The sequence below is a fragment of the Proteus myxofaciens ATCC 19692 genome (genome assembly GCF_001654855.1).
Taxonomy (GTDB): domain Bacteria; phylum Pseudomonadota; class Gammaproteobacteria; order Enterobacterales; family Enterobacteriaceae; genus Proteus; species Proteus myxofaciens.
Window position 1 is genome coordinate 1 of sequence record NZ_LXEN01000087.1, and the last position, 24,705, is coordinate 24,705.

Below are 24,705 nucleotides of genomic sequence, written 5' to 3' on the forward strand. Positions count from 1 at the left end.
ATTCTAAATAGGTTGGTGATATTTATTTATCAAAATGATGTGGTTATACTCTTTATCTGTAGTTTTATTAATCGTTGGCACAATATGTACATTTATATTGACAATGATGGTGTCATTCTCTGACATACGCCTTCAGGTTAAAATTGCTGGCTATCTCGCAAATTTCTCAAAATTTGTTACCTTAGTCTCATCCTAAGCAGAAGTGTCTTCACAGTGTTTTTATGTAAATATTCTGTGACAAACTGCTATCCCTTGGTTCGTTAATTTTTAAATTCTTGAGCAAAGTAATGAGAAAGTTAGAACATGCAAATCTTTTATTGTTGATTATTGCATTGGTTGCTGTGGGTCAGATGACTCAAACTATTTATGTTCCTGTTATTACTGATATAGCGGTTTATTTTGGTGAACCGACAGGCTCTGTACAGCAAGTTATGGGGGCCTATCTTTTTTCTTATGGTTTCTCCCAACTTATTTATGGGCCTATTTCTGACAGAGTAGGGCGTCGTCCTGTTATTTTAGTAGGAATGACAATTTTTTGTTTAGCGACACTTGTGGCGATTTTCTCTCAAAATTTAACAACACTCGTTATCGCAAGTACATTACAAGGAATGGGAACAGGGGTTGCGGGTGTAATGACACGTACACAGCCTCGTGATTTATATACAGGCACATCGCTTCGCTATGCAAATAGCTTATTAAATATGGGCGTTTTAGTGAGTCCATTATTAGCGCCAATGATTGGTAGTGCTGTTGCCCATTTTTTTGGCTGGCATGCTTGTTATGTCTTTCTTTTAGTATTAGGAACGGGTGTTCTTTTTTCTATGTATCGTTGGATGCCAGAAACACGACCAGTGCAAGCGCAAAAGCGTAAGATGTTATCTTCCTTTTACTCTTTATTATCCAATAGTACGTTTAGTGCATTTTTAATTATGCTCATTTGTGCGCTATCGGGTATCGCCGTCTTTGAAGCATCTAGTGGTGTGTTAATGGGGGGAGTATTAGGGCTTAATAGTCTTACGATTAGTATCTTATTTATCTTGCCTATTCCTGCTGCTTTTTTTGGTGCTTGGTATGCAGGGCGTGAAGGTAAAACGTTTGTTCAACTAATGTGGACTTCTGTTTTTTGTTGCGTTGGTGCCGGTATTTTAATGTGGGTACCTGGTTGGTTAAATATTATGAATGTTTGGACTTTATTGATACCAGCCGCACTCTTTTTCTTTGGTGCCGGAATGTTATTTCCTTTGGCAACAACAGGTGCAATGGAGCCTTTTCCTTATTTAGCAGGCTCTGCTGGTGCACTGGTTGGTGGATTACAAAATGTGGGTTCAGGTGTTGCAACATGGTTTTCTGCATTATTACCGCAACATAATCAGTTTAGCTTGGGAATGATTATGTTTGTTATGTCAGTGGCAATTATGCTTTGTTGGATGCCAATATCTCATCGTTTTAGTCATAAAGAACATGTTGCTTAATCTACAGCATAAATTATATTTTTAAGCATAAAAAATGCCGATAGTGATAGAACTATCGGCATTTGACTTACTTTAAATAGTAATATTGTGGATAGCTAAGCAATTAGCCTCTATCTTCCCATTCTTGGGCTCTGGCAACGGCTTTTTTCCAACCGTTATAACGATAGTTGCGCTCTGTGGTTTCAATACTAGGGCGGAACTCTTTTTCAATAGTGGCTTTATTTTTCACTTCTTCTAGATCATTCCAAAAGCCAACAGCCAAACCAGCAAGGAATGCAGCACCTAAAGCTGTACTTTCACGAACCGCAGGGCGTTCTACTCGGGTTCCTAAAATATCAGATTGGAACTGCATTAAGAAGTTATTGGCAACAGCACCACCATCAACACGTAAAGATTGTAAGCGTGTACCAGAGTCAGCCTGCATTGCATCAAGCACATCACGAGTTTGGTAAGCAATAGATTCTAGAGTGGCACGAATGATGTGGTTACGGTTAGCGCCTCGAGTTAAACCAAAAATAGCACCTCGAGCATACGGGTCCCAATAAGGTGCACCTAAACCTGTGAAAGCAGGAACAACATAAACACCGTTAGTATCGTTTACTTTTGTTGCAAAATATTCTGAGTCTGTTGCTTCATCAATTAATTTCAGTTCATCGCGCAGCCACTGAATAGATGCACCACCAACGAACACAGCGCCTTCTAGTGCGTAGTTAACTTCACCTCGGGGACCACAGCAAATAGTTGTTAATAAGCCATGATTAGAACGCACTGCTTCATGACCAGTATTCATCAGTAAGAAGCAACCTGTACCATAAGTATTTTTCGCCATACCACTTTGTACACAAAGCTGACCATAAAGTGCAGCTTGTTGGTCACCTGCCATACCAGCGATAGGAATACGTGTACCGCCCTTACCCCCGATATTGGTTTGACCATAGACCTCAGAAGATGGCACAACTTTAGGTAGCATATTGCGAGGTATATCCAGTAAATCGAGAATTTTTTGATCCCAATCCAGAGTGTGGATATTAAATAACATTGTACGAGATGCATTCGTGTAATCAGTAACATGAACGCGTCCTTGTGTCATTTTCCATACTAGCCAAGTATCAACGGTACCAAACAGTAATTCACCTTTTTCTGCACGCTCACGAGCTCCCTCTACGTTATCGAGGATCCATTTTAGTTTTGTACCAGAGAAATAAGGGTCAACCATTAAGCCTGTATTTTGGCGGATATATTCCTCAACACCGGCTTTATCTTTAAGCCGAGTACAGAAATCTGCAGTACGACGGCATTGCCAAACTATTGCATTATAGATAGGTTTACCGGTTTCTTTTTCCCATACAATCGTGGTTTCACGTTGATTAGTAATACCAATACCGGCGACATGATCTGATGGGATATCTTCTTTCGCTAAAACTTCAACTAAGGTTGCACTTTGCGTTGCCCAAATTTCCATGGGATCGTGTTCAACCCAGCCTGGCTTAGGATAAATTTGCGTAAATTCACGTTGTGAAATGCTGACTATATTTGCATCGTGGTCGATAACCACGGCGCGTGAACTTGTAGTACCCTGATCAAGTGCAACAATATATTTTTTTTCTGTATTTAATGTTTCTGTTGTCATATTAGTAACCTGTTGTTGTAATCAGCGATATCGCTCTAATTATTATTTGTCATCTTCAGTTTTGCAGGTGTCGCAAGGTAAGTGACGACCAATTAATTTACGATATGCAAGAGCACCTAAAATACCGCCAATAAATGGTGCAATTATAGGAACTAAGAAATAAGGAATATCGCGTCCACCAGTAAGCGCAATATCCCCCCAGCCTGCAAAGTATGCAACCATTTTAGGACCAAAGTCACGAGCTGGATTTAAGGCAAAACCTGTTAATGGACCAAATGCACCACCGATAACAGCAATAAGAATACCGATTAATAAAGGGGCTAAAGGGCCACGAGGAATACCGTTACCATCATCAGTTAAGGCTAGAATAAGTCCAACAAGGATAATGGCGATAATAACTTCTATAAAAAAGGCATGTACAACGGAAATTTGAGCTGCTGGATAAGTGGAGAAAACACCGGCGGTGAAGAGACTTTCTTGAGAGCCTCGAACAATGCCATTAACTTGTTCGTAGTCGATAAATAAATTGTAATACATAAAGTACACAATAGCGGCTGCAAAAAAACCACCTAACATTTGTGCAACAATATAAGGGATTACTTTTCTGCGTTCAAAACACGCAAATAGCCAAAATGCGACAGTAACAGCTGGGTTTAAGTGAGCACCTGAGGTACCCGCTGTAAGGTAAACCGCTAATGCAACACCTAGCCCCCAGATAATACTTATCTCCCAAAGACCAAGTTGAGCGCCAGCGATACGAGCTGCAGCCACACAACCAAGACCAAAGAAGACTAGCAATGCAGTTCCGATAAATTCAGAAATGCATTGACCCATAAGAGAGGTTTTCGTCTGGCTCATATATTCTATCCTGAAGTAGGGTAATTTATTGTTAGTATTCTTTTCATTTCGAAAAGATAACTGTAAATTTATCGTTAATGAGCGTAAACGAGAATAAGCGAAATTGAAATTTGTGTGTCTCATCAAGAAAATGAGTGAAAACGCTCTTGAATAGTGACTTGCACCGCACAAAGAGTGTGATCGGGCCAGTGTTTTTAATAAAATGAAAAAAGAATGTAATTACACTTAAGTTGCTAGACAGTTGCTGATAGGCTACTTACAATCGGAACTATCGATTATATGGGGGATTACAGTATGTCATTTGAAGTTTTTGAAAAATTAGAATCAAAAGTACAACAAGCGATTGATACCATCACTTTATTACAGATGGAAATCGAAGAGTTAAAAGAAAAAAATGAGAGCTTAAACCAAGAAGTTCAAGGCGCTAAAGAATCAAAAGAAGCGTTAATCCGTGAAAACGAAGAGCTTAAACAAGAGCAATCTGGCTGGCAGGAACGTTTACGTGCCCTGTTAGGTAAAATGGAAGATGTGCAGTAATTTTTCTGTGCTTAATCAAAAAACAAAAGCCACTAATTAAGTGGCTTTTGTTTGATTAATCTTGTTAAAAGTGTGGGTGTTCAGTGAATCACTCTTCAAGTAAGTCTTCATCTAAGCCCAAAGGCTCTTCTGATAGAATAATGCCTGTATTGTCAGCATAAAGAAAATCACCAGAAAAGAAAGTGACACCACCAAAGTTAACGCGGATATCACTTTCACCAACACCTTCACTTGGACAACCCGCAGGTATTGCCGCCATTGCTTGAATACCTAAATCAAGTTCAGATAATGTATCGACTTGGCGTACTGCTCCATATACAACAATACCTTCCCATTCATTAAGAACAGCAAGTTGAGCAAGCTCTGCATCGACCAAAGCTTTACGCACAGAACCACCGCCATCGATTAAAAGAATGCGGCCTTTACCATTTTCTTCAAGTAAGTCATAAAGCAGACCATTATCTTCAAAACATTTCACGGTGATGATTTGCCCAGCGAAAGAACTACAACCACCGAAATTAGAGAAAAGGGGTTCTACGACATTGATATCTTCTTGATAGATATCACAGAGTTCAGAAGTATCATATTTCATAGGATTTATGTCAGGTTGCCACAGGAAGGTTCAGTATATCCCTTAACAGGGGGTGTTGGCAAAAGACTCACTGAAAATTCAGTGAGTCATATCAACAATAACGTTAAATTATTCTAAAACTAAGCCAATAGAGAAGAGAATATTAGTTAATAAAGCGGCTTTAACCATATGTTCTAGAAGCGGTCGCATACCTTCACCGGTGTGATCGGCATTCACGCGCTTGATGTGCAGTAAAAGCATGGGAACCGCGAGAAGAAATAACCATGCTGTCCAACGATGCATATAAAGAAGGGTAAATAGCACTAAGCAGGCTATCGCAAGGAAAATAACACATGTATGGTATTTTCTTGAACCAGAAGGCCCTAATCTAACCGCTAGCGTATTTTTTCCTGCTTGAATATCACTTTCTAAATCGCGCATATTATTAATATTTAGAACGGCAACAGAAAGTAATCCACATGCAGTCGCGGGTAAAATTGTTACAATATTGAAAGTATTTGCTTGTAAGTAATAGGTACCAATAACACTTAACCAGCCAAAGAAGATTAAAACAGAAATATCACCCAATCCCATATAACCATAAGGACGTTTTCCTACGGTATAAGTAATTGCCGCGACAATCGCAAATAAGCCCATCACTAAAAAGCCGATAATATCTTCTGGCTTTTTACACGCAACGATAATAAGTGCAATTCCAGCAACACAAGAGATAATAACATTTAAAATAAGTGCTTTTTTCATTTGTGCCGGTGTTATCACACCTTTTTGCATTCCACGCAATGGGCCTAAACGTTCTTCTGTATCGGTACCTTTAACGGCATCACCATAATCATTCGCGAGATTTGACAAAATTTGCAGTGTGCCTGCTGTCAAAATAGCAAGAAGAGCAATGGGTAGCTCAAAATGACCTGTCCAATAGGCTAATGCTGATCCTGTTACAATGGCAATTAAACCTAAAGGTAGTGTTTTAGGCCGTAAACTTTCAAGCCAGGCCTGAGTCCGGCTGGTGGAATTGAGAGAGCTCATGCTGAAATTTATTACTCATGTTCGTTGTTATTATAAAAATAAGAGTGGGAGGCAAGCCTCCCACGTATATATTGCTGATTATGATCGCATAAGTCGATTATAAAATAAATCGGCTCAGATCTTCATCTGCTACAAGCTCATCCAGATGCTGTTTTACATATTCCGCATCAATTGATACAGATTTACCTTGTTGTTCACTCGCTTCATAGGAAAGATCTTCCATTAAACGTTCAAGGACAGTATGTAAACGACGAGCACCGATATTTTCAGTTGTTTCATTTACGCGCCATGCTGATTCAGCAATTTTGCGAATACCATCTTGGGTGAACTTAATAGATACGCCTTCTGTTGCCATTAATGCTTCATATTGTTTAGTCAAAGAAGCATTAGGCTCAGTCAGAATACGCTCAAAATCTTCTGCTGTCAGCGCTTGTAATTCAACGCGAATAGGTAGACGACCTTGTAATTCAGGAATTAAGTCTGAAGGACTAGAAACTTGGAACGCCCCTGAGGCAATAAACAGAATATGGTCTGTTTTCACCATACCGTGTTTTGTAGAAACCGTACAACCTTCAACTAAAGGTAATAGGTCACGTTGTACGCCTTCACGAGAAACATCAGGGCCTGAACTTTGTCCTCCGCGTTTGCAGATTTTATCTACTTCATCGATAAAGACAATACCATGTTGCTCTACGGCATCAACCGCTTGTTGTTTCAGCTCTTCAGGATTAACGAGTTTAGCGGCTTCTTCTTCAATTAACAGCTTAAACGCTTCTTTGATTTTCATCTTGCGGGCTTTTTGCTTTTGCCCCGCTAAATTTTGAAACATAGACTGTAATTGATTAGTCATCTCTTCCATGCCAGGAGGAGCCATGATTTCAACACCCATTTGTGCTGATGATAATTCAATTTCAATCTCTTTATCGTCTAATTGGCCTTCACGTAATTTTTTACGGAAAGATTGGCGAGCAGCTGAAGGTTCTGCTGCTGATTCTGATACACCCCAGTTATTTTTTGCAGGAGGAAGAAGAACATCTAGAATTCGTTCTTCCGCCATTTCTTCTGCACGATAGCGATTTTTTTCAATGGCTTGACTACGAACCATTTTAACAGCAGAGTCGGTTAGATCACGGATAATAGAATCGACTTCTTTACCCACATAACCCACTTCAGTGAATTTAGTTGCTTCAACCTTAATGAAAGGTGCATTTGCTAATTTTGCTAAACGGCGTGCAATTTCTGTTTTACCTACACCAGTAGGTCCAATCATCAGAATATTTTTAGGTGTAACTTCATGGCGTAACGCTTCATCAAGTTGCATACGACGCCAGCGATTACGTAGGGCTATGGCTACTGCACGTTTTGCTTTATCTTGGCCAATGATAAATCTGTCGAGTTCGTTGGCTATTTCACGAGGAGTCATTTCGGACATGCTATCAATCCTTATTCTTTCGAAGAAATTTCTTCAAAGTTGACATTATGGTTGGTGTATATGCAGATATCGCCAGCGATATTGAGCGCTTTTTCAGCAATTTCTCGAGCAGAAAGTTCAGTATTTTCTAACATTGCTCTTGCTGCTGCTTGTGCATAAGGACCGCCAGAACCTATTGCAATAAGATCATTTTCTGGCTGAACAACGTCACCATTACCTGTGATAATTAAAGATGTAGTTTCATCTGCAACAGCCAGTAGCGCTTCTAATTTACGTAACATTCTATCTGTACGCCAATCTTTAGCCAGTTCTACAGCAGCTTTTGTAAGATGCCCTTGGTGGAGTTCTAATTTACGTTCAAATAATTCAAACAGTGTGAAAGCATCAGCTGTGCCACCCGCAAATCCTGCAATGACTTTGTCGTTATAGAGACGGCGTACTTTGCGGACATTGCCTTTCATGACGGTATTACCCATCGTCGCCTGTCCATCACCACCGATTACGACTTGGCCCTTACGGCGAACACTTACGATTGTAGTCATGAGTCAGCCCCTGGTTTAATCAATAAAATAAGACGGGGAGTGCTCTTTATTAAGATAAAACACTGCCCGTTGAGTGAATTAGAAATATAGGTGGGGGAGAAAATTTATTTTTCAACCCCCAGAGGCGCGAAGAATACAACCTGTTACACCAGCACCTGATGCTTGTTTAGAAACAGAACTGGCTTGTTCTTTACTGAAAGGCCCTGATAATACACGTATCCAGCCATCATTACCTTTTGTGACACGGCTTTCAATACCTGAAAAAGCAAGTGTTGCTCTCACTGATTCTGCTTGTTCTGTATTTTTAAAAGAACCACATTGGACTAAAAAACGACCTTCAACAGCTGGTTTTGGCTGTGTCGTTGGTTGTGTAACGGGTGCTGATGGTTGTTGCACATTTTGTGTCGGTTGTTGTGTTGCGGGTGGTGGTGTCACAATAACTTGAGAGCGGGGAACTTCACCACTTGAAGATACTTCAGGAAGTTGCATCGCGGGTTGTCGTTTATCCGCTTCTATTTGCTGTAAAAAACGCAATTGCTCAGGCGATAGATTAGAATTCGGACTAATCTGACTGCCAGAAGCAGGTGAATTAGGCTGTAAAGGTGACATTACCTGACGATTTTCGAGCTCTTTAATGTATTGCCAGCGCTCTTGCGGTTTTGGCGGTAAGGTATTCGCTGGATGTTTCCCAGTGAGAGATGGCGATATTTCCACTGCCTCTTTTTTATTATGCGTAATAAAATAGAGGCCACCAATAAATAGCGCCACAATAGCAATAGCCACGATAAGCGTTGTTAAAGGTAAGCCTTTCGTCGTTTTTTTGCCTTTACTTTTTGTCGTTTTTTTGCGACGCGCAGATGTTTGCGCTCGTCCCACATAGTCTCGTTGTGCCACAGTTCGATTCGCTGATAAGTAGATGAATAGGTATCACAACCAATATGTTACTTAACATAGCGTCTTTTGCCTAGCTTTTAAGCTGACATACACTTTCTCTTACAATAAGTTCACAATCGAGCAAGCGTGATCCTGGTGAGACCGGTCTGCCTTGCAATTGGTCAAGGAGTAATAGCATAGATTGACGGCCAATTTGGTAACGAGGCTGTTCCATTGTAGTAAGTGCAGGCTCGCTATAACGTGTAATATCAAGGTTATCGAAGCCAATAATAGAGAGATCGCTAGGCAGTTGTAACCCTAATTTTTTAGCTTGCCAAATGACGCCAATTGCCATGAGATCACTATGACAGAAAACAGCGGTAGGTGGCTCTGGCAATGCTATCAGTTTTTTCAGGCTTTCAGCGCCACTTTCGTGTGTAAAATCACCTCTGATAATATAATCTTCACGCAGTGGCATCCCCGTTCTACGCATTGCTTGAATATAGCCTTGTAAACGATAGCGACATAATGGCATATCTTCAGGCCCTGTGATGCATGCAATACGTTTATGGCCCATTTGTTGTAAATAATGTGTTGCTCTAAAAGAGGCGGTGAGATTATCAATATGCACTGTAGGTAGTTCGAGTTCTGGTGCAAATTCATTCGCCATTATCATTGGAGGTAAGTTTTTTTGCTCTTCTTTAGAAACATCAAAGGGAATATGTGAGCCAAGAAGGAGCATGCCATCAATTTGTTTTGTAATAATCAAATTAATAAAGGCATTTTCATGTTTTTGCTGGTGTTTACAATCACCGATGAGTACAAGATAACCATGCTGAGCCGCAGTTTCTTCAATGCCACAAACAACATCAGTAAAAAAGGGATCACTAATATTAGGGACTATCACTAGGATAGTTTTTGATTCATTACGTTTCAGATTTTTCGATAAATTATGAGGATAATAGCCCACATCAAGTACAGCCTGTTCCACTTTTTGACGGGTTACTGAGGATACTTTTTCCGGATTCATTAATGTACGCGATACCGTTGCTGTTGACACGCCGGCTGCAAGGGCAACATCTTTCATTGTTGCTTGCGTATTATCTTTATTATTTTGTTGCAAACCCCATACCTCCCTTCTGATGGCTCAGTTAAACGATTGCTTTTTCCTTGCAAAAAAACCGTCGTAGTTTGCACAAAAAATTATCGACGGTTTTAATTCAAGAAATATTCTAAATTGTTATTCTACCCACTTTTTAAATAGATACTGTTACCTAGTTTGCATAAAAAATGTGATACCAATCGTTTTTATGAGGTAGTTCGCAAAATTGATAAATAGTCTAGTTTCATTATTCACTATTCGACTTATCAATAAGCTTACTTAAATACGCACAGTGTTAACAATCTGTAGGATCAACATCAATATTCCATTTCACTTTCTTACTTTCAGGTAATGAAACGATTTGTGGATAAGTAATAGACATTAATTTTTGCAGATAACCACGTGAAGGATGTTGGAGCAATAATTGCCAACGATAATTACCTCCTCGCTTAGCTTGAACCGCTGGAATAGGTCCCATTACCCATAAGTTTGCATCACGCATGGGATGTTGTTCAAAAAATTGCTTAAGTTGACGTAAAAATTGAGGTGCTTGTTGATTGTGCTTATCTTCAGAACGGATCATGATATGACTAGAATAAGGCGGTAAAAATGTTGCTTGGCGTTCAAGTAAGGCCTCTTTGGTAAACGCATCATAGCCTTTTTCTAGCAAGGTTAGTAAAAGAGGATGCTCGGGTTGATGCGTTTGTAAATAGACTTCGCCTTGTTTACCCGCACGACCAGCACGACCTGATACTTGGGTATAGAGCTGAGCAAAACGCTCGGCTGCACGAAAATCGCTAGAAAACAGCGCACCATCGACATCTAATAAAGCCACGAGAGTGACATCAGGAAAATGATGCCCTTTTGCTAACATCTGGGTACCAATAAGAATACGAGAGCCCCCTTGGTAAATATCATCAAGTTGTTGCTCTAAGGCACCTTTACGGCTTGTAGTATCTTTATCAATACGAGTAATCGGTGTATCAGGGAAAAGAGTGCCAATACCTTGCTCTAACTGCTCTGTGCCTAATCCAACAGGAATTAAGTTTGTTGAGCCACACTGTGGACACTGAGACGGAATACGACGTTGGCTATCACATTGATGACAACGGAGCATGCCATGTTTTTGATGCAGAGTATAATAGTGATCACAACGAGGGCATTCTGCAATCCAACCACATTCATGACAAAGTAATGCAGGTGAAAATCCTCGACGATTTAAAAAAAGCATGACTTGATTACCCGCATTAAGGTGCTCTTTAATGGCTTTAATTAAAATAGGTGATAATCCAGTGACTAAAGGTTGCCCTTTTAAATCGATAAGGTGTTCTGTTGCTGGTTTAGCATTTCCCGCACGTTGAGTCAGCGTTAATTGCTGGTATTTTTCTTGAGTTACATTAAAACTGGTTTCAATAGAAGGTGTTGCCGTTCCCATGACAATAGGTATATCTTCTTGTTTAGCGCGATATACAGCTAAATCACGCGCATGATAACGCCAGCCATCTTGTTGTTTATAAGAGCTGTCATGTTCTTCATCAATAATAATGATACCTAGATGCTGAAATGGCGTAAGTAATGCTGAGCGCGTACCAATAATAATCGCATTATCACCACGTTTAGCTCGTAGCCAAACAGCGAGGCGCTCAGTGTCATTTAAGCCTGAATGTAATACGTCAACAGGCGCATTAAAACGTGCTTTAAAACGGCGAATAGTTTGTGGTGTTAAACCTATTTCAGGGACTAAGACTAAAGCTTGTTTACCTTCTGCTAATATTTTTTCGAGTACGCTAAGATAGACCTCTGTTTTACCTGAGCCTGTTATTCCTAATAATAGCCAAGGTGAAAATTGAGAAGCTTGTGCAGTAATTGCACCGACAGCGATGGCTTGCTCTGTATTTAATTTAAATCGCTCACCTTGAACAGCAAAATTGGTTTTCCAATGTATTGGCGCCGGTTGAATAGGACGTAAATCAGCTAACGATTTCTTTTTTAAATTATTTAGAGTCGCTGTTGTTATGTCATATTCATCAAGTTGATGACGATATAAAGGAGTACGACGAAGTGCCGCTAATGCTTGTTGCTGTTTTTTAGCGCTGTTTAAGCTATTTAGGTCAATGCTTTCACCTTCCTCTGTGGCATACCATTGCCATAGTGGTGTAAATTCTGCGGGTTTTCCTTGGCGCAATAAAATAGGCATAGCGTGAAAAAGAACTTCACCTAAAGGATAGTGATAATAAGCAGCAGCCCAATTTAATAAATCCCAAAGTATTTTAGGAAAAAGGCTGTCTGTATCAATAATCTCAGTGAGCGGTTTAAGTTTTTCAATTGGGAACTCACTGTGTGTGCTTAATCCTTTTACAATGCCAATAGAGCGACGTTTATTACCAAATGGTACAATCACCCGGCTACCTATTACAGGTATATTGAACCCTTCTGGTAAAAGGTAATCAAAAGAAGAGAACAGTGGTACAGGCAATATTACCTGAACTATAGTCATATCAAGGGTTCCGCGTGTTTTAACGAAAAGATAGTATAAAGAATATCACAAAAAGTGTGCAGATTTCATTGCGCGTTTCTTGGATATTCTGTATGATCCGCCCCCTTTGGTACATAAAATACCAAACCCTTAATTTCAATCAACACGACGTGTGGTGTTCGGCTAAGGGCTGAATGGCGACACGGCCTTAGTAGAGGTTTTCCATGAAAAAAGATATTCATCCTAAATACGAAGAAATTACTGCATCTTGTTCTTGCGGTAACGTTATGAAAATCAACTCCACAGCAGGTCACAACCTGAACCTGGACGTTTGTGATAAATGCCACCCATTCTATACTGGTAAACAACGTGATGTTGCGACCGGTGGTCGTGTTGATCTGTTCAACAAACGTTTCAAAATTCCAAGCAGCAAATAATTTATTTGTTGTTACAAGGCTTCAGTATAGTCTGGAAATTTGTAGCGAGTTTGAGATTGAAAAAATGCCCAAAGCTAACACTTTGGGCATTTTTGTTTTTGCATTCCCCAAAAATCTTTAAAGAAATAAGGGGTTAATTAATATTCCCAAGTATCGGGATCAACACCCCGCTGACGCATTATTTCTTTCGCCTCTTCTGGGATTTCATCGTTACGCTCTTTGCGTAAGTCTTCATCATTAGGGAGAGGCTGTCCGGTAAAAGCATGTAAAAATGCTTCACACAATAATTCGCTATTGGTTGCATGTCTCAGGTTATTTACCTGACGACGAGTGCGCTCGTCAGTTAAAATTTTCAGTACTTTCAATGGAATTGATACTGTAATTTTTTTGACTTGTTCACTTTTTTTACCATGCTCAGCGTAAGGGCTGATATATTCACCGTTCCATTCAGCAGCCATGGATTACCTTAATTAATATCATTTAGTCGAAGCCAGAATAAAGTTTACGCCATATTCTGATGAGCTGTGCCAGTTTATCATGACTTTTCTAAAACCACTGTTTCTTCTGTCTAAAGGTGTGAGAAAAAACATCTTCACTGGCAATATTATTAATACCCGTATTATTCCATTAGTTATTCTATCCGTAAAGGAGTTTAGATGTCTAGATGTGTTGACGTCTTGGTGTCTATTTGGTTATGCTGTCATAGACTTTTCCACTCATGGTTGTTACAAGGTATTCTGTATGACGAAAAAAACAGCAACTATTGCCATTCATAATGGGCTAAACGAAGATTCGCAATTTGGTTGCGTTGTACCGCCTATCTATCTATCTAGCACTTATAATTTTGTCGGGTTTGATAAACCTCGTGAGCATGATTATTCACGACGCGGAAATCCAACACGCGATATTGTTCAAAAAACAATCGCTGAATTAGAAGGTGGTGTAGGGAGTGTTGTAACAAGTAGTGGAATGTCTGCTATTCACCTAATTTGTACTGCTTTTTTATCACCCGGTGACGTTATCGTTGCGCCTCATGACTGCTATGGTGGAAGTTATCGATTATTTAATAGTCAACACGAAAAAGGCGCCTATCGCGTTATTTTTGTTGATCAAAATAACGATGAAGCACTGAAAGAAGCATTAGCACAACAGCCTAAAATTGTCTTTATTGAAACACCAAGTAATCCACTATTGAGGATTACAGATATCGAAAAGGTGAGTAAGTTGGCTCATCAACAAGGTGCAATAGTTGTCGCTGATAATACATTTATGAGCCCTGTTTTACAAAAACCATTAGCGCTAGGGGCTGATATTGTTGTGCACTCATGTACAAAATATCTTAATGGTCATTCAGATATTGTGGCTGGTGTTGTTATCTGTCAGTGTAGAAAACAGCTTGAGGATTTAAGCTGGTGGGCAAATAATATCGGTGTGACATCGGGTGCGTTTGATAGTTATTTATTATTAAGAGGTATTCGTACATTAATTCCTCGAATTCGGCTTGCGCAAGATAATGCACAAGCATTAATCCAATATTTACAAACACAGCCGTTAGTCGAAAAAATTTATTATCCTGCACTTGAGTATCATATTGGCCATCATATTGCGAAAAAACAGCAACAAGGCTTTGGTGCAATGTTAAGCTTTGAGTTAAAAGGGGATATCACATTGATTAAAACCTTTTTATCTCAATTAACCTTCTTTACGTTGGCAGAATCTTTAGGGGGTGTTGAAACATTAATTTGTCACCCTGCCACAATGACACATGCGGGTATGTCTGAGGAAGCGAGAAAAACTGCTGGCATTAGCTCCTCATTATTGCGTATCTCTGTGGGGATTGAAGATAGCCAGGATTTAATCAACGATTTACGAAACGCGTTCGATGTAGCAACTAAAAGGTAATCATGGATCATGAGTGTAGTGGCGATTAAACAACAAGCGGAGCCGATTTGCCGTCAGTTACATAAATTCGGTGGTAGCAGTCTTGCAGATACAAAATGTTATCAGCGAGTTGTGAATATAATGACCAATTACAGCCAGCCAAATGATTTAATGGTCGTTTCAGCGGCAGGTTCAACCACAAATCGACTTATTGATTGGTTGAAATTGAGTCAAAGTGATCGTCTTTCAGCCTATCAAGTTCAGCAAAATTTGCGACGTTACCAGCTTTCACTCATTGAAAGTTTATTATCAATCGAGAATGCAGAAAAGTTGTCACGTGAATTCATTGCGGATCTTGAAAGACTAAGTTATTTGCTCGATAAACCGATAACAGATGCAACTTATGCAGAAGTTGTCGGTCATGGTGAAATTTGGTCTGCAAAATTAATGGCGCACTTACTCACAGAGCAAGGTTTACCTAGTATCTGGTTAGATGCAAGAGACTTTTTATGTGCAGAAAGAGCAGCACAACCCCAAGTTAACGAAATACTTTCTCGACCTCGCTTACAATCACTCTTAGCCCAATATCCTGAATATCGTTTTGTTGTGACTGGCTTTATTAGCCGTAATCAACAAGGTGAAACCGTACTATTAGGTCGTAATGGTAGTGACTACTCGGCAACACAAGTTGGCGCTTTAGCTGATGTGGGTAAAGTCACTATTTGGAGTGATGTTGCTGGGGTATATAGTGCCGATCCACGTAAAGTTAAAGATGCGTGTTTATTGCCACTTTTACGTTTAGATGAAGCTAGTGAATTAGCGAGACTTGCGGCGCCTGTACTTCATACTCGTACACTACAGCCTGTATCAGGAAGTAATATTGATTTACAACTGCGCTGTAGCTATCAACCTGAACAAGGCTCAACGCGTATAGAGCGGGTACTTGCTTCAGGATCAGGCGCGAAGATAGTCACAAGCCATGATGATGTTTGCCTTATTGAAATCCGACTTCCTTCTCATAAAAACTTCAAACAAATTGTAAAAGAAGTGGATGAATTACTTAAGCGGGTACAAATTCGCCCGTTAGCAACAGGCGTTGATAGTGATAGCCAGCTATTGCAACTATGCTATACCAGTGAGGTTGCTAATAGTGCGCTTGATGTTTTACAAGATGCTGCATTACCTGCGAAATTACAATTACGAGAAGGCTTTTCTTTAGTCGCTTTAGTCGGTGCTGGCGTTTGTAAAAATCCATTACATTGTCATCGTTTTTATCAGCAATTAAAAGACCAACCTGTTGAATTTATTTGGCATGCAGAAGATAACATTAGCTTAGTTGCCGTATTGCGTAATTACACTGAGCATTTACTGCAAGGATTACACCAAACCTTATTTAGAGCAGAGAAACAAATAGGGTTAGTTTTGTTTGGTAAAGGAAATATAGGATCACGCTGGTTAGAGCTATTTGCAAGAGAGCAAGAGCCATTATCCGCTCGTAGTGATTTTGAATTTATTCTTGCAGGTGTTGTTGATAGCCGTCGTAGCTTATTAGATCACAACGGTATTAATCCAAGTCGTGCGTTAGCATTTTTTGATGAAGAAGCTGTAGAACATACTGAAGAGTCGCTTTATCAATGGATGAGAGCACATCCATTTGATGATTTAGTTGTTTTAGATATCACTGCAAATGAATCACTCGCGTCATCTTATGAAGATTTTGCAAGCTATGGTTTTCATGTGATAAGCGCTAATAAAATAGCGGGCTCAGCACCTACCTTACGTTATCGAGCAACGCGTGATGCATTCTCAAAAACAGGCCGTCATTGGCTCTATAATGCCACAGTAGGGGCGGGTGTTCCGGTGAATCACTCTGTACGTGATTTACGAGAAAGTGGTGATACCATTTTATCAATCAGTGGCATTTTTTCAGGTACGCTGTCATGGTTATTTCTTCAATTTGACGGTTCTGTGCCTTTTAGTGAATTGGTGGAACAAGCTTGGCAACAAGGATTAACAGAACCCGATCCACGCATTGATTTATCAGGTCAAGATGTCATGCGCAAGTTGATCATTTTGGCTCGTGAAGCAGGATATGATATTGAACCTGAAGATGTTCGTGTTGAATCGCTGGTTCCTACTGAAGCTGAAACGGGCTCTTTAGATAGCTTTTTTGATAATAGCGTGCTTATCAATGAACAAATGGCACAACGACTCGCGGCAGCGAATGAAATGGATATGGTCTTACGTTATATCGCGCGTTTTGATGCAAATGGTAAAGCTAAAGTTGGTGTAGAAGCGGTGAGAAAAGATGATTCGTTAGCATCACTTTTACCCGGTGATAATTTATTTGCGATAGAAAGTCGCTGGTATCGTGATAATCCTTTAGTGATAAGAGGCCCTGGCGCAGGACGTGATGTAACAGCGGGCGCAATTCAATCAGATTTAAATCGTCTTTCTCAATTATTGTAAAATCGCAATACGTCCCCTTTCATGCAAGCTATCCGTCGTTTTTTATGGCGGATAGTTTTCTGTGGTTTTTTTCTCTTCTATACTGAAAAGGTGTCTATTTATTGTATCGGCGATAGAGAAAAAATATGAACAGAGTTATAGAGAAATGGATGTATCGCTCTCGTTGGTTATTTGCCCCCGTTTATATAGGCTTATCTCTGGGGTTATTAGCGTTAACGATTAAATTTTTTCAGTCAATGTTTGAAATTTTACCGAATATTTTCTCATTATCTGAGGCTGACTTAGTTTTACGCTTACTCTCTCTGATTGATGTGGCATTAGTGGGCGGGCTATTAATTATGGTGATTTTCTCAGGGTATGAGAATTTTATTACCAATATGGAAATAGAGGGAGCGAAAAATAAACTCTCTTGGCTCGGTAAAATGGATGCAGAATCGCTGAAAAATAAAGTCGCGGCATCGATTGTGGCGATTTCCTCTATCCATTTATTGGGGGTTTTTATGGATTTAAAGAATATCCCTGATAATAAATTATTATGGTATGTGGTTTTGCACCTTACTTTTGTCTTATCCGCTTTTGTTATGGGGTATTTAGAGAAGCTGTCTAAACGAAGTAAGCATGCCAATAAAGCCACTTGAAAGCGATAAAAGTGAGAGCCACCGCACACTCTTATCTTAAATGTGGTCTATACTCAATGTATCTCTAGTCACAAAGGAGCGATTAATGTCCAAAATTGAAAAGCAAATTGATCAGCTAAAAGATAAAACGACGGAGGTGAAGCATCGGACAGAAGAAAAATTATCTGAAATGGCTCATGATGCAAAACATGGCGCATCTGATCTTAAAGAAAATGTAGAAAAGAAAATCGATTCATTGAAAAAATGAATGTTTACTAAATAAAGATAAGGCGCTGGTTTTCAGCGTCTTATCTGTTTTAGGCTAACATAATTGGCTCATCGAACACATCACCATTTATTACCCAAATAAATTATTATCTATCTGATGCTTTCTAGCAAAAAAAACTTCCTTTCTTCGTGTAAACAAAAAAAAGTCCTCATTCTCAATAAAATTGAGCAAAAACAACACGTGCATTAGCTATTCTTATAAAAATAAATATGTCATTAAATTTCATAAAAATCCCCCATAATGCTTATTTTCTGATATGAATAGTAAGCGATAAGAAAAAAGTCGCGTGGCTATCACAAAAAATAAAATAAAGTCACATGAAATAGGAAACTTAATTACACGACTGGAAGGGCATGATTTTTCTGTTAAGAAAGAGCATGTTGTACCGCCACAAAAGCCAAGGTCAGGAGTCTTATGAATCAACAATATTCTGCTATGCGTAGTAATGTTAGTATGCTTGGTAAATTACTTGGGGATACTATTAAAGAAGCATTAGGTGATGAAATTTTGGATAAAGTAGAATCTATCCGAAAATTATCTAAATCTTCACGAGCAGGCGATGAAGTTCAACGACAAAAATTGCTATCAACATTACAAAACCTCTCTAATGATGAGTTATTACCTGTTGCTCGTGCATTTAATCAGTTTTTAAACCTGACGAATGTAGCGGAACAATATCATAGTATTTCGCCTCATGGTGAAGCCGCAAGCAATCCTGTGGAATTGGCTAAACTTATCTCCCGTTTAAAAGAGAAAAACTTTACTGATGAGCAATTAAAAAAAGCGGTTGAAGAGCTTTCTATTGAACTAGTATTAACCGCTCATCCTACAGAAATTGCACGCCGCACACTTATTCATAAATTAGTAGAAGTAAATACTTGTTTATCTCAGCTTGATCATGACGACTTAGCAGATTATGAGCGTACGAGTATTAACCGCCGTTTACGCCAACTTGTTGCGCAATCTTGGCATACTGATGAAATAAGAAAAATTCGGCCTACACCTATTGATGAAGCTAAATGGGGCTTTGCTGTTGTTGAAAACAGTTTATGGGAAGGTGTTCCTGCATTTTTACGTGAATTTAATGAGCAGTTAAAAGAATCTATTGATTATAACTTGCCAGTAGAAGCCACCCCTGTGCGTTTTACTTCATGGATGGGGGGCGATCGCGATGGTAACCCTAATGTTACTGCTGAAATCACTCGCCATGCACTGTTATTAAGTCGTTGGAAAGCAGCCGATCTGTTTTTAAACGATATTCAAGTGCTCGTTTCTGAATTGTCGATGACAGAATGTACACCAGAGTTACGTCAATTAGCGGGTGGTGATGAGGTAACAGAGCCTTATCGTGAAATAGCTAAACAGTTGCGCACTAAACTACAAATTACGCGTGATTATCTTGAACAACGTATTAAAGGTAAACAGTCTTTACCACCCACGGGCTTACTAATGGATAATGCCGATTTGTGGGACCCGCTTTATGCATGTTATCAATCACTGCTTAAGTGTGGCATGAGCATTATTGCGAATGGTCAATTACTGGATACATTACGTCGTATTCGTTGTTTTGGTCTACAACTAGTGAAACTCGATATTCGCCAAGAAAGTACCAATCACACAGAAGCGCTATCTGAATTAACACAATATTTAGAGCTAGGTGATTATGCCAGCTGGTCAGAAGATGAAAAACAGGCATTCTTATTAAAAGAATTAAATTCAAAACGTCCATTGATCCCAAATGATTGGCAACCAAGTGAAGCAACACAAGAAGTTTTTGAAACTTGCCGAGTTATTGCGCAATCACCAAAAGAGTCAATTGCATCTTATGTCATTTCTATGGCGAAAGTTCCTTCTGATGTACTTGCGGTAAAATTATTACTTAAAGAATCAGGTGCGAGTATTCGTTTACCTGTGGCGCCACTCTTTGAGACATTAGATGATTTAAATAATGCTGAAAGTGTGATGACTCGTTTATTCGATATTCCTTGGTATCGTGATTTAATTGACGATAAACAAATGGTTATGATTGGTTATTCTGATTCAGCGAAAGATGCCGGTGTTATGGCTGCGTCATGGGCACAATATCGAGCACAAGATGCCTTAATTAAGCTTTGTGAAAAATCAGGTATCACATTAACGTTATTCCATGGTCGTGGTGGCACAATTGGTCGTGGTGGTGCGCCTGCTCATGCTGCATTGCTTTCTCAACCACCAGGTAGCTTAAAAGGTGGATTACGCGTTACAGAACAAGGCGAAATGATCCGCTTTAAATTTGGCTTACCTCAAGTCACTATTAGCAACCTTGCACATTATGCTAGCGCTATTTTAGAAGCTAATCTATTACCACCACCAGAGCCAAAGGCGCCTTGGATTGAAGTGATGGATTCTTTATCGACGGTTTCTTGTGCAATGTATCGTGGCTATGTAAGAGGTGAAGCTGACTTTGTCCCTTATTTCCGTGCCGCAACGCCAGAAGGTGAATTAGGTAAATTACCATTAGGTTCTCGCCCTGCTAAACGTCGTCCTACTGGAGGTGTTGAAACACTACGCGCTATTCCGTGGATTTTTGCATGGACTCAAAATCGCTTAATGCTACCAGCATGGTTAGGTGCAGGTGCTGCATTACAGCATGAAATTGATGAAGGGAAACAAGCCGTTCTTGATGATATGTGTGAGAATTGGCCGTTTTTTAATACACGCATTGGTATGTTAGAAATGGTGTATGCGAAAGCCGATTTATGGCTAGCAGAATATTATGATCAATGTTTAGTTGAAGAGCGTTTATGGCCTTTAGGTGAGAAATTACGCCAACAACTTTCTGCTGATATCAAAAGTATATTAGCAATTTCTAAAGATGAACATTTAATGGAAGACTTACCATGGATAGCTGAATCTATCGCATTGCGTAATGTTTACACCGATCCACTTAATGTACTTCAAGCTGAGTTATTACAACGCTCTCGTACTCATAGTGAGTCAGACCCGCGTATTGAACAAGCATTAATGGTGACGATTGCTGGTATTGCTGCCGGTATGCGTAATACTGGTTAATTGATATTTAATTAATCATAAAATGAAAATAGCCACATTATCGTGGCTATTTTCATTTATTTTTAACAGACATTATCAAATTATTATTGATTTTTTGCTTTTTCATACGCTTCAATAGCGTTTACTCGGGCTTTAGCATGATCAACAATAGGTAATGGATAATCAATATAACTATTGGTTTTCATTGTCCATTCGTGAGGTGTATGAATATAGCGAGCTGGCACATTAATCAATTCAGGAAGCCATTGGCGAATAAACTCACCTTCGGGATCAAACTTTTTCCCTTGAGTAGTCGGATTGAAAATCCGAAAATAAGGTACAGCATCTGTACCTGTTGACGCAGCCCATTGCCAACCACCATTGTTGGCTGAAAATTCGCCATCAAGTAATTTTGTCATAAAATAGCGCTCACCCCAACGCCAATCAATTAGCAAATCTTTCACTAAAAAGCTTGCAGTAAGCATGCGTAATCGATTATGCATCCAACCTGTTTGATTCAGTTGGCGCATTGCGGCATCTATAATAGGATAGCCGGTTAGTCCTTGAGTCCACGCAGTAAAATTATCCTCGTTATTATCCCACTTAATATTTTCAGTCCATGATTGAAACGCACGATATTGACAAAGATAAGGGTTAGCGACAATTAAGTGCTGATAAAATTCTCGCCATATTAATTCATTAAACCAAACAAATTCACCAGAAGTACTATTTTCTACAAAGTGTGGTTCTGTGTGATAAAGGCGGTTAAAACATTGGCGGACTGAAATTAAACCGACAGCTAGATAGGGAGATAATTGACTTGTTCCTTCAATAGAAGGTATATCTCGCCATTTTGCATAGTGAGAAACGGTTTCATAGCAAAACTGTTTTAAGCGTAATAATGCGTCTTTTTCCGTTGTAAGATAATCTAATTTATTTTCTTTTTTAATTGGAAATAAAGGCGCACTTAGTGATTCGACAGGATGTTGATGTGTCCTGATGTCAGGGCGAGATAATGAGGTATTATCTTGGGAAAAAAAGAGACGTAAAAATGCATTTTTGAAAGGAGTAAAAACTTTATACATCTCACCTTGTTGTGTGACAACATTGCCTGGTGCAATAAAAACATTGTCATGATAAGCGTAAATTGTGACTTTATTTTCAAGAAGCTCAATAACGCGATTATCGCGATGTCGTTCATTAAGTTCGTATTCGTAATTGAAAAATAATGCAGTAGCATGATGTTGCTGACAATATTCAGCTACACTTGATGCCGCATTAGAATACGTATCACTGAGTAAGATCGTAAGAGGGATATTTAATTTAGCCAGTGACTGTGAGAGCTCAAGTAATGCATCGTGGATCAACGCCTGACGCGACAAAGCCATATCATGTGCTTGCCACTGCTCAGGCGTGACAGTAAAAATAGCATGCACTTGTGCCTGTTTATCTTGGCAAGCATAAAAAAGCGCTTTGTTATCCGTCACTCTTAAATCATGACGAAACCAAATTATATGAACAGGTTCAAGATGCATGCGTATTATCTTTTAGTCTAATTTAGGATGTTGATCGATAAGTGCTTGACGTTTTTTCTGTAATGTCTCGATTTCTGCATCTAAATCTTCAACACGATGTTCGATAGTATCATAGTGCTCAGAAAGAATTTCTCTTGCTTCTGATCTATCGGATGCTGCTGGTGTTGCGCCTCGTAATGGCTTATTAGCAGTTTCTGTCATTTTTATACCTGTTATCAATCCAACGACGGCAACAACCATCAGATAATAAGCTGGCATATAAAGATTACCACTCGATTCAACTAACCATGCAACTGCTGTTGGTGTTGCACCTGCGATTAATACCGAAATATTAAAGGCGATAGCTAATGCACTATAACGGATATGTGTTGGGAAAATAGCGGGTAGAATAGAAGCCATAACCCCAGTGAAACAGTTCAGTAATACCGCAAGAATTAATAGACCAACGAAAATCAGGCCGATTTTATCGCTATTGATCATAATAAAGGCAGGGTACGCCAATAAAAACAGACCAATACTACCGCCGATAACGAAAGGTTTACGCCCAATTTTATCACTTAATAAACCAATAACTGGCTGAACAAATAACATACCAATCATAATGGCAATGATAATTAACACGCCGTGGTCTGCTGAGTAATTCAAGTTATGAGATAAATAACTTGGCATATAGGTCAGCAACATATAGTAAGTTACGTTAGTGGCGATAACTAAACCAACACAAACGGTTAAGCTCTTCCAATATTTTGAGGCGATTTCACGTAATGAAACACGAGGTGGATTCTCGATCGATTTACGATCGTCGTTATTCATTTGTTCAACATGTTGTTGGAATGCAGGTGTTTCTTCTAAAGCATGACGTAGATATAAACCGATAAGGCCTAAAGGCAATGCTAAGAAGAACGGAATACGCCATCCCCACTCATGGAACGCGGTTTCACCCATAATGGTTGAAATAAGTACAACAACACCTGCACCCATAACGAAACCGGCGATGGAACCGAAATCAAGCCAGCTACCCATAAATCCACGTTTACGGTCTGGTGAGTATTCTGCCACAAAGATAGCAGCACCTGAGTATTCACCACCAATAGAGAAACCTTGTGCTAATTTAGCTAATAGCAATAAGATTGGCGCCCAAATACCAATGCTGTCATAACCCGGGATCAAACCGATAGCAAACGTACTTAATGCCATGATAATGATGGTGACAGACAAGACCTTTTGTCGCCCAAATTTATCACCAAGCATACCAAAAACAACACCACCCAACGGTCTGACAAGGAAGGGTACTGAGAATGTTGCAAGTGCTGCAATCATTTGAACGCCAGGCGTTGCGCCAGGGAAGAATACCTGACCTAGAACATAAGCAAGGAATCCATAAACACCAAAGTCAAACCACTCCATTGCATTACCAAGTGCGGCTGCTGTAATGGCTTTTTTTAACTTACTATCATCGATGATAGTTATGTCATTAATTTTTAAGGGTTTGATTCTTTTTTTCTTCAGTTTCATATTAAGTGACCTTTATAAAGGTATTAGTAAATTTTTGTTATTCAATTAATCAAAAGAAACGAAGCTACTATTTGATAGTGAGGAGAGTAAGTAGTCGCAATTCACTAAAAAACAGTCTACTTCTATGTAAGTATTTTTAATAGCGATATTGAGTTAACTAATAGATAAGAGAATATTTATAAAGTATAGATGAGATTAAATAAAAGATTCGAGAGTTTTTATTGTCTTTTTTAGATAACAAAACATAGCCTCAAGTATTAAAAATGTGATCGTCATCATAACGTAGTTCTTCTTTTGTGTAAAATTTAAGGTATTAGTGATTAATTAATTTTATTAAATTAAAAAAAATTTATTAATAATAAAAATAGGTAAAAACTAAGAAATTAAACTTA

Annotated in this window: 20 protein-coding genes; 8 read left to right on the forward strand and 12 right to left on the reverse strand. The window is 39.2% G+C overall.

Annotation, left to right across the window (positions count from 1 at the left end):
- Nucleotides 1-287 precede the first annotated feature (287 nt).
- Entirely contained in the window at nt 288-1,472 is a 1,185-nt protein-coding gene (gene emrD / locus M983_RS08850; protein WP_066749714.1) for a multidrug efflux MFS transporter EmrD, read from the forward strand.
- Between the two features lie 103 nt (nt 1,473-1,575).
- Here the strand turns inward: emrD and glpK are convergent, their stop codons facing one another.
- Together glpK and M983_RS08860 are read right to left on the reverse strand one after the other, a co-directional pair.
- On the reverse strand, nt 1,576-3,102 hold the full coding sequence (gene glpK, locus M983_RS08855) for a glycerol kinase GlpK (RefSeq protein WP_066749715.1): 1,527 nt from the start codon (nt 3,100-3,102) through the stop codon (nt 1,576-1,578).
- A 42-nt stretch (nt 3,103-3,144) separates the two neighbouring features.
- Entirely contained in the window at nt 3,145-3,960 is an 816-nt protein-coding gene (locus tag M983_RS08860) for an MIP/aquaporin family protein (protein WP_066749716.1), read from the reverse strand.
- Nucleotides 3,961-4,254: 294 nt separating this feature from the next.
- Between M983_RS08860 and zapB the strand changes: the two genes are divergently transcribed.
- Nucleotides 4,255-4,497: a septal ring assembly protein ZapB gene (zapB, locus tag M983_RS08865; protein WP_066749717.1), complete on the forward strand. Its 243-nt coding sequence runs from the start codon at nt 4,255-4,257 to the stop codon at nt 4,495-4,497.
- A gap of 88 nt (nt 4,498-4,585) precedes the next feature.
- On the opposite strand, the gene rraA is transcribed toward zapB, so the two are convergent.
- The 7 genes from rraA to priA form a co-directional block, all read right to left on the reverse strand.
- Nucleotides 4,586-5,089, reverse strand: a complete 504-nt coding sequence (gene rraA / locus M983_RS08870) for a ribonuclease E activity regulator RraA (RefSeq protein ID WP_066749718.1) — start codon at nt 5,087-5,089, stop codon at nt 4,586-4,588.
- A gap of 108 nt (nt 5,090-5,197) precedes the next feature.
- On the reverse strand, nt 5,198-6,115 hold the full coding sequence (locus tag M983_RS08875; protein ID WP_066749719.1) for a 1,4-dihydroxy-2-naphthoate polyprenyltransferase: 918 nt from the start codon (nt 6,113-6,115) through the stop codon (nt 5,198-5,200).
- A 97-nt stretch (nt 6,116-6,212) separates the two neighbouring features.
- Entirely contained in the window at nt 6,213-7,547 is a 1,335-nt protein-coding gene (hslU, locus tag M983_RS08880) for an ATP-dependent protease ATPase subunit HslU (protein ID WP_066749720.1), read from the reverse strand.
- Nucleotides 7,548-7,558: 11 nt separating this feature from the next.
- A complete protein-coding gene (gene hslV / locus M983_RS08885) occupies nt 7,559-8,089 on the reverse strand; it encodes an ATP-dependent protease subunit HslV (RefSeq protein WP_066749721.1) in 531 nt (176 codons plus the stop codon).
- Nucleotides 8,090-8,200: 111 nt separating this feature from the next.
- Nucleotides 8,201-8,983 (reverse strand): SPOR domain-containing protein, encoded by a 783-nt coding sequence (locus M983_RS08890; protein WP_066749722.1) that lies wholly within the window; start codon nt 8,981-8,983, stop codon nt 8,201-8,203.
- A 70-nt stretch (nt 8,984-9,053) separates the two neighbouring features.
- Entirely contained in the window at nt 9,054-10,085 is a 1,032-nt protein-coding gene (gene cytR, locus M983_RS08895) for a DNA-binding transcriptional regulator CytR (RefSeq protein WP_074388159.1), read from the reverse strand.
- A 274-nt stretch (nt 10,086-10,359) separates the two neighbouring features.
- Nucleotides 10,360-12,561: a primosomal protein N' gene (priA, locus tag M983_RS08900; protein ID WP_066749723.1), complete on the reverse strand. Its 2,202-nt coding sequence runs from the start codon at nt 12,559-12,561 to the stop codon at nt 10,360-10,362.
- Between the two features lie 203 nt (nt 12,562-12,764).
- Between priA and rpmE the strand changes: the two genes are divergently transcribed.
- Nucleotides 12,765-12,977 carry a 50S ribosomal protein L31 gene (gene rpmE / locus M983_RS08905; RefSeq protein ID WP_066749724.1) on the forward strand — a complete coding sequence of 71 codons (213 nt, stop codon included), beginning with the start codon at nt 12,765-12,767 and terminating at the stop codon, nt 12,975-12,977.
- 137 nt (nt 12,978-13,114) lie between these two features.
- On the opposite strand, the gene metJ is transcribed toward rpmE, so the two are convergent.
- A complete protein-coding gene (gene metJ / locus M983_RS08910) occupies nt 13,115-13,435 on the reverse strand; it encodes a met regulon transcriptional regulator MetJ (protein ID WP_066749725.1) in 321 nt (106 codons plus the stop codon).
- A gap of 283 nt (nt 13,436-13,718) precedes the next feature.
- On the opposite strand from metJ, the gene metB reads away from it, so the two are divergent.
- From metB to ppc, 5 genes are all read left to right on the forward strand, one after another.
- A complete protein-coding gene (gene metB / locus M983_RS08915; RefSeq protein WP_066749726.1) occupies nt 13,719-14,879 on the forward strand; it encodes a cystathionine gamma-synthase in 1,161 nt (386 codons plus the stop codon).
- 9 nt (nt 14,880-14,888) lie between these two features.
- On the forward strand, nt 14,889-17,327 hold the full coding sequence (locus M983_RS08920) for a bifunctional aspartate kinase/homoserine dehydrogenase II (RefSeq protein WP_066749727.1): 2,439 nt from the start codon (nt 14,889-14,891) through the stop codon (nt 17,325-17,327).
- Nucleotides 17,328-17,452: 125 nt separating this feature from the next.
- Nucleotides 17,453-17,965, forward strand: coding sequence for a TIGR00645 family protein (locus M983_RS08925; RefSeq protein ID WP_066749728.1), 513 nt, complete (start codon nt 17,453-17,455; stop codon nt 17,963-17,965).
- An 85-nt stretch (nt 17,966-18,050) separates the two neighbouring features.
- The gene (locus tag M983_RS17395) at nt 18,051-18,212 is read left to right on the forward strand and encodes a YtxH domain-containing protein (RefSeq protein ID WP_157091946.1); all 162 of its coding nucleotides are present in this window, start codon (nt 18,051-18,053) and stop codon (nt 18,210-18,212) included.
- 435 nt (nt 18,213-18,647) lie between these two features.
- On the forward strand, nt 18,648-21,284 hold the full coding sequence (gene ppc / locus M983_RS08930; RefSeq protein ID WP_066749729.1) for a phosphoenolpyruvate carboxylase: 2,637 nt from the start codon (nt 18,648-18,650) through the stop codon (nt 21,282-21,284).
- 83 nt (nt 21,285-21,367) lie between these two features.
- Here ppc and phrB read toward each other — a convergent pair whose 3' ends face one another.
- Together phrB and proP are read right to left on the reverse strand one after the other, a co-directional pair.
- Complete coding sequence (gene phrB, locus M983_RS08935) at nt 21,368-22,798, reverse strand: deoxyribodipyrimidine photo-lyase (protein ID WP_066749730.1); 1,431 nt, start codon at nt 22,796-22,798, stop codon at nt 21,368-21,370.
- A gap of 12 nt (nt 22,799-22,810) precedes the next feature.
- Entirely contained in the window at nt 22,811-24,313 is a 1,503-nt protein-coding gene (gene proP / locus M983_RS08940; RefSeq protein ID WP_066749731.1) for a glycine betaine/L-proline transporter ProP, read from the reverse strand.
- Nucleotides 24,314-24,705 lie beyond the last annotated feature (392 nt).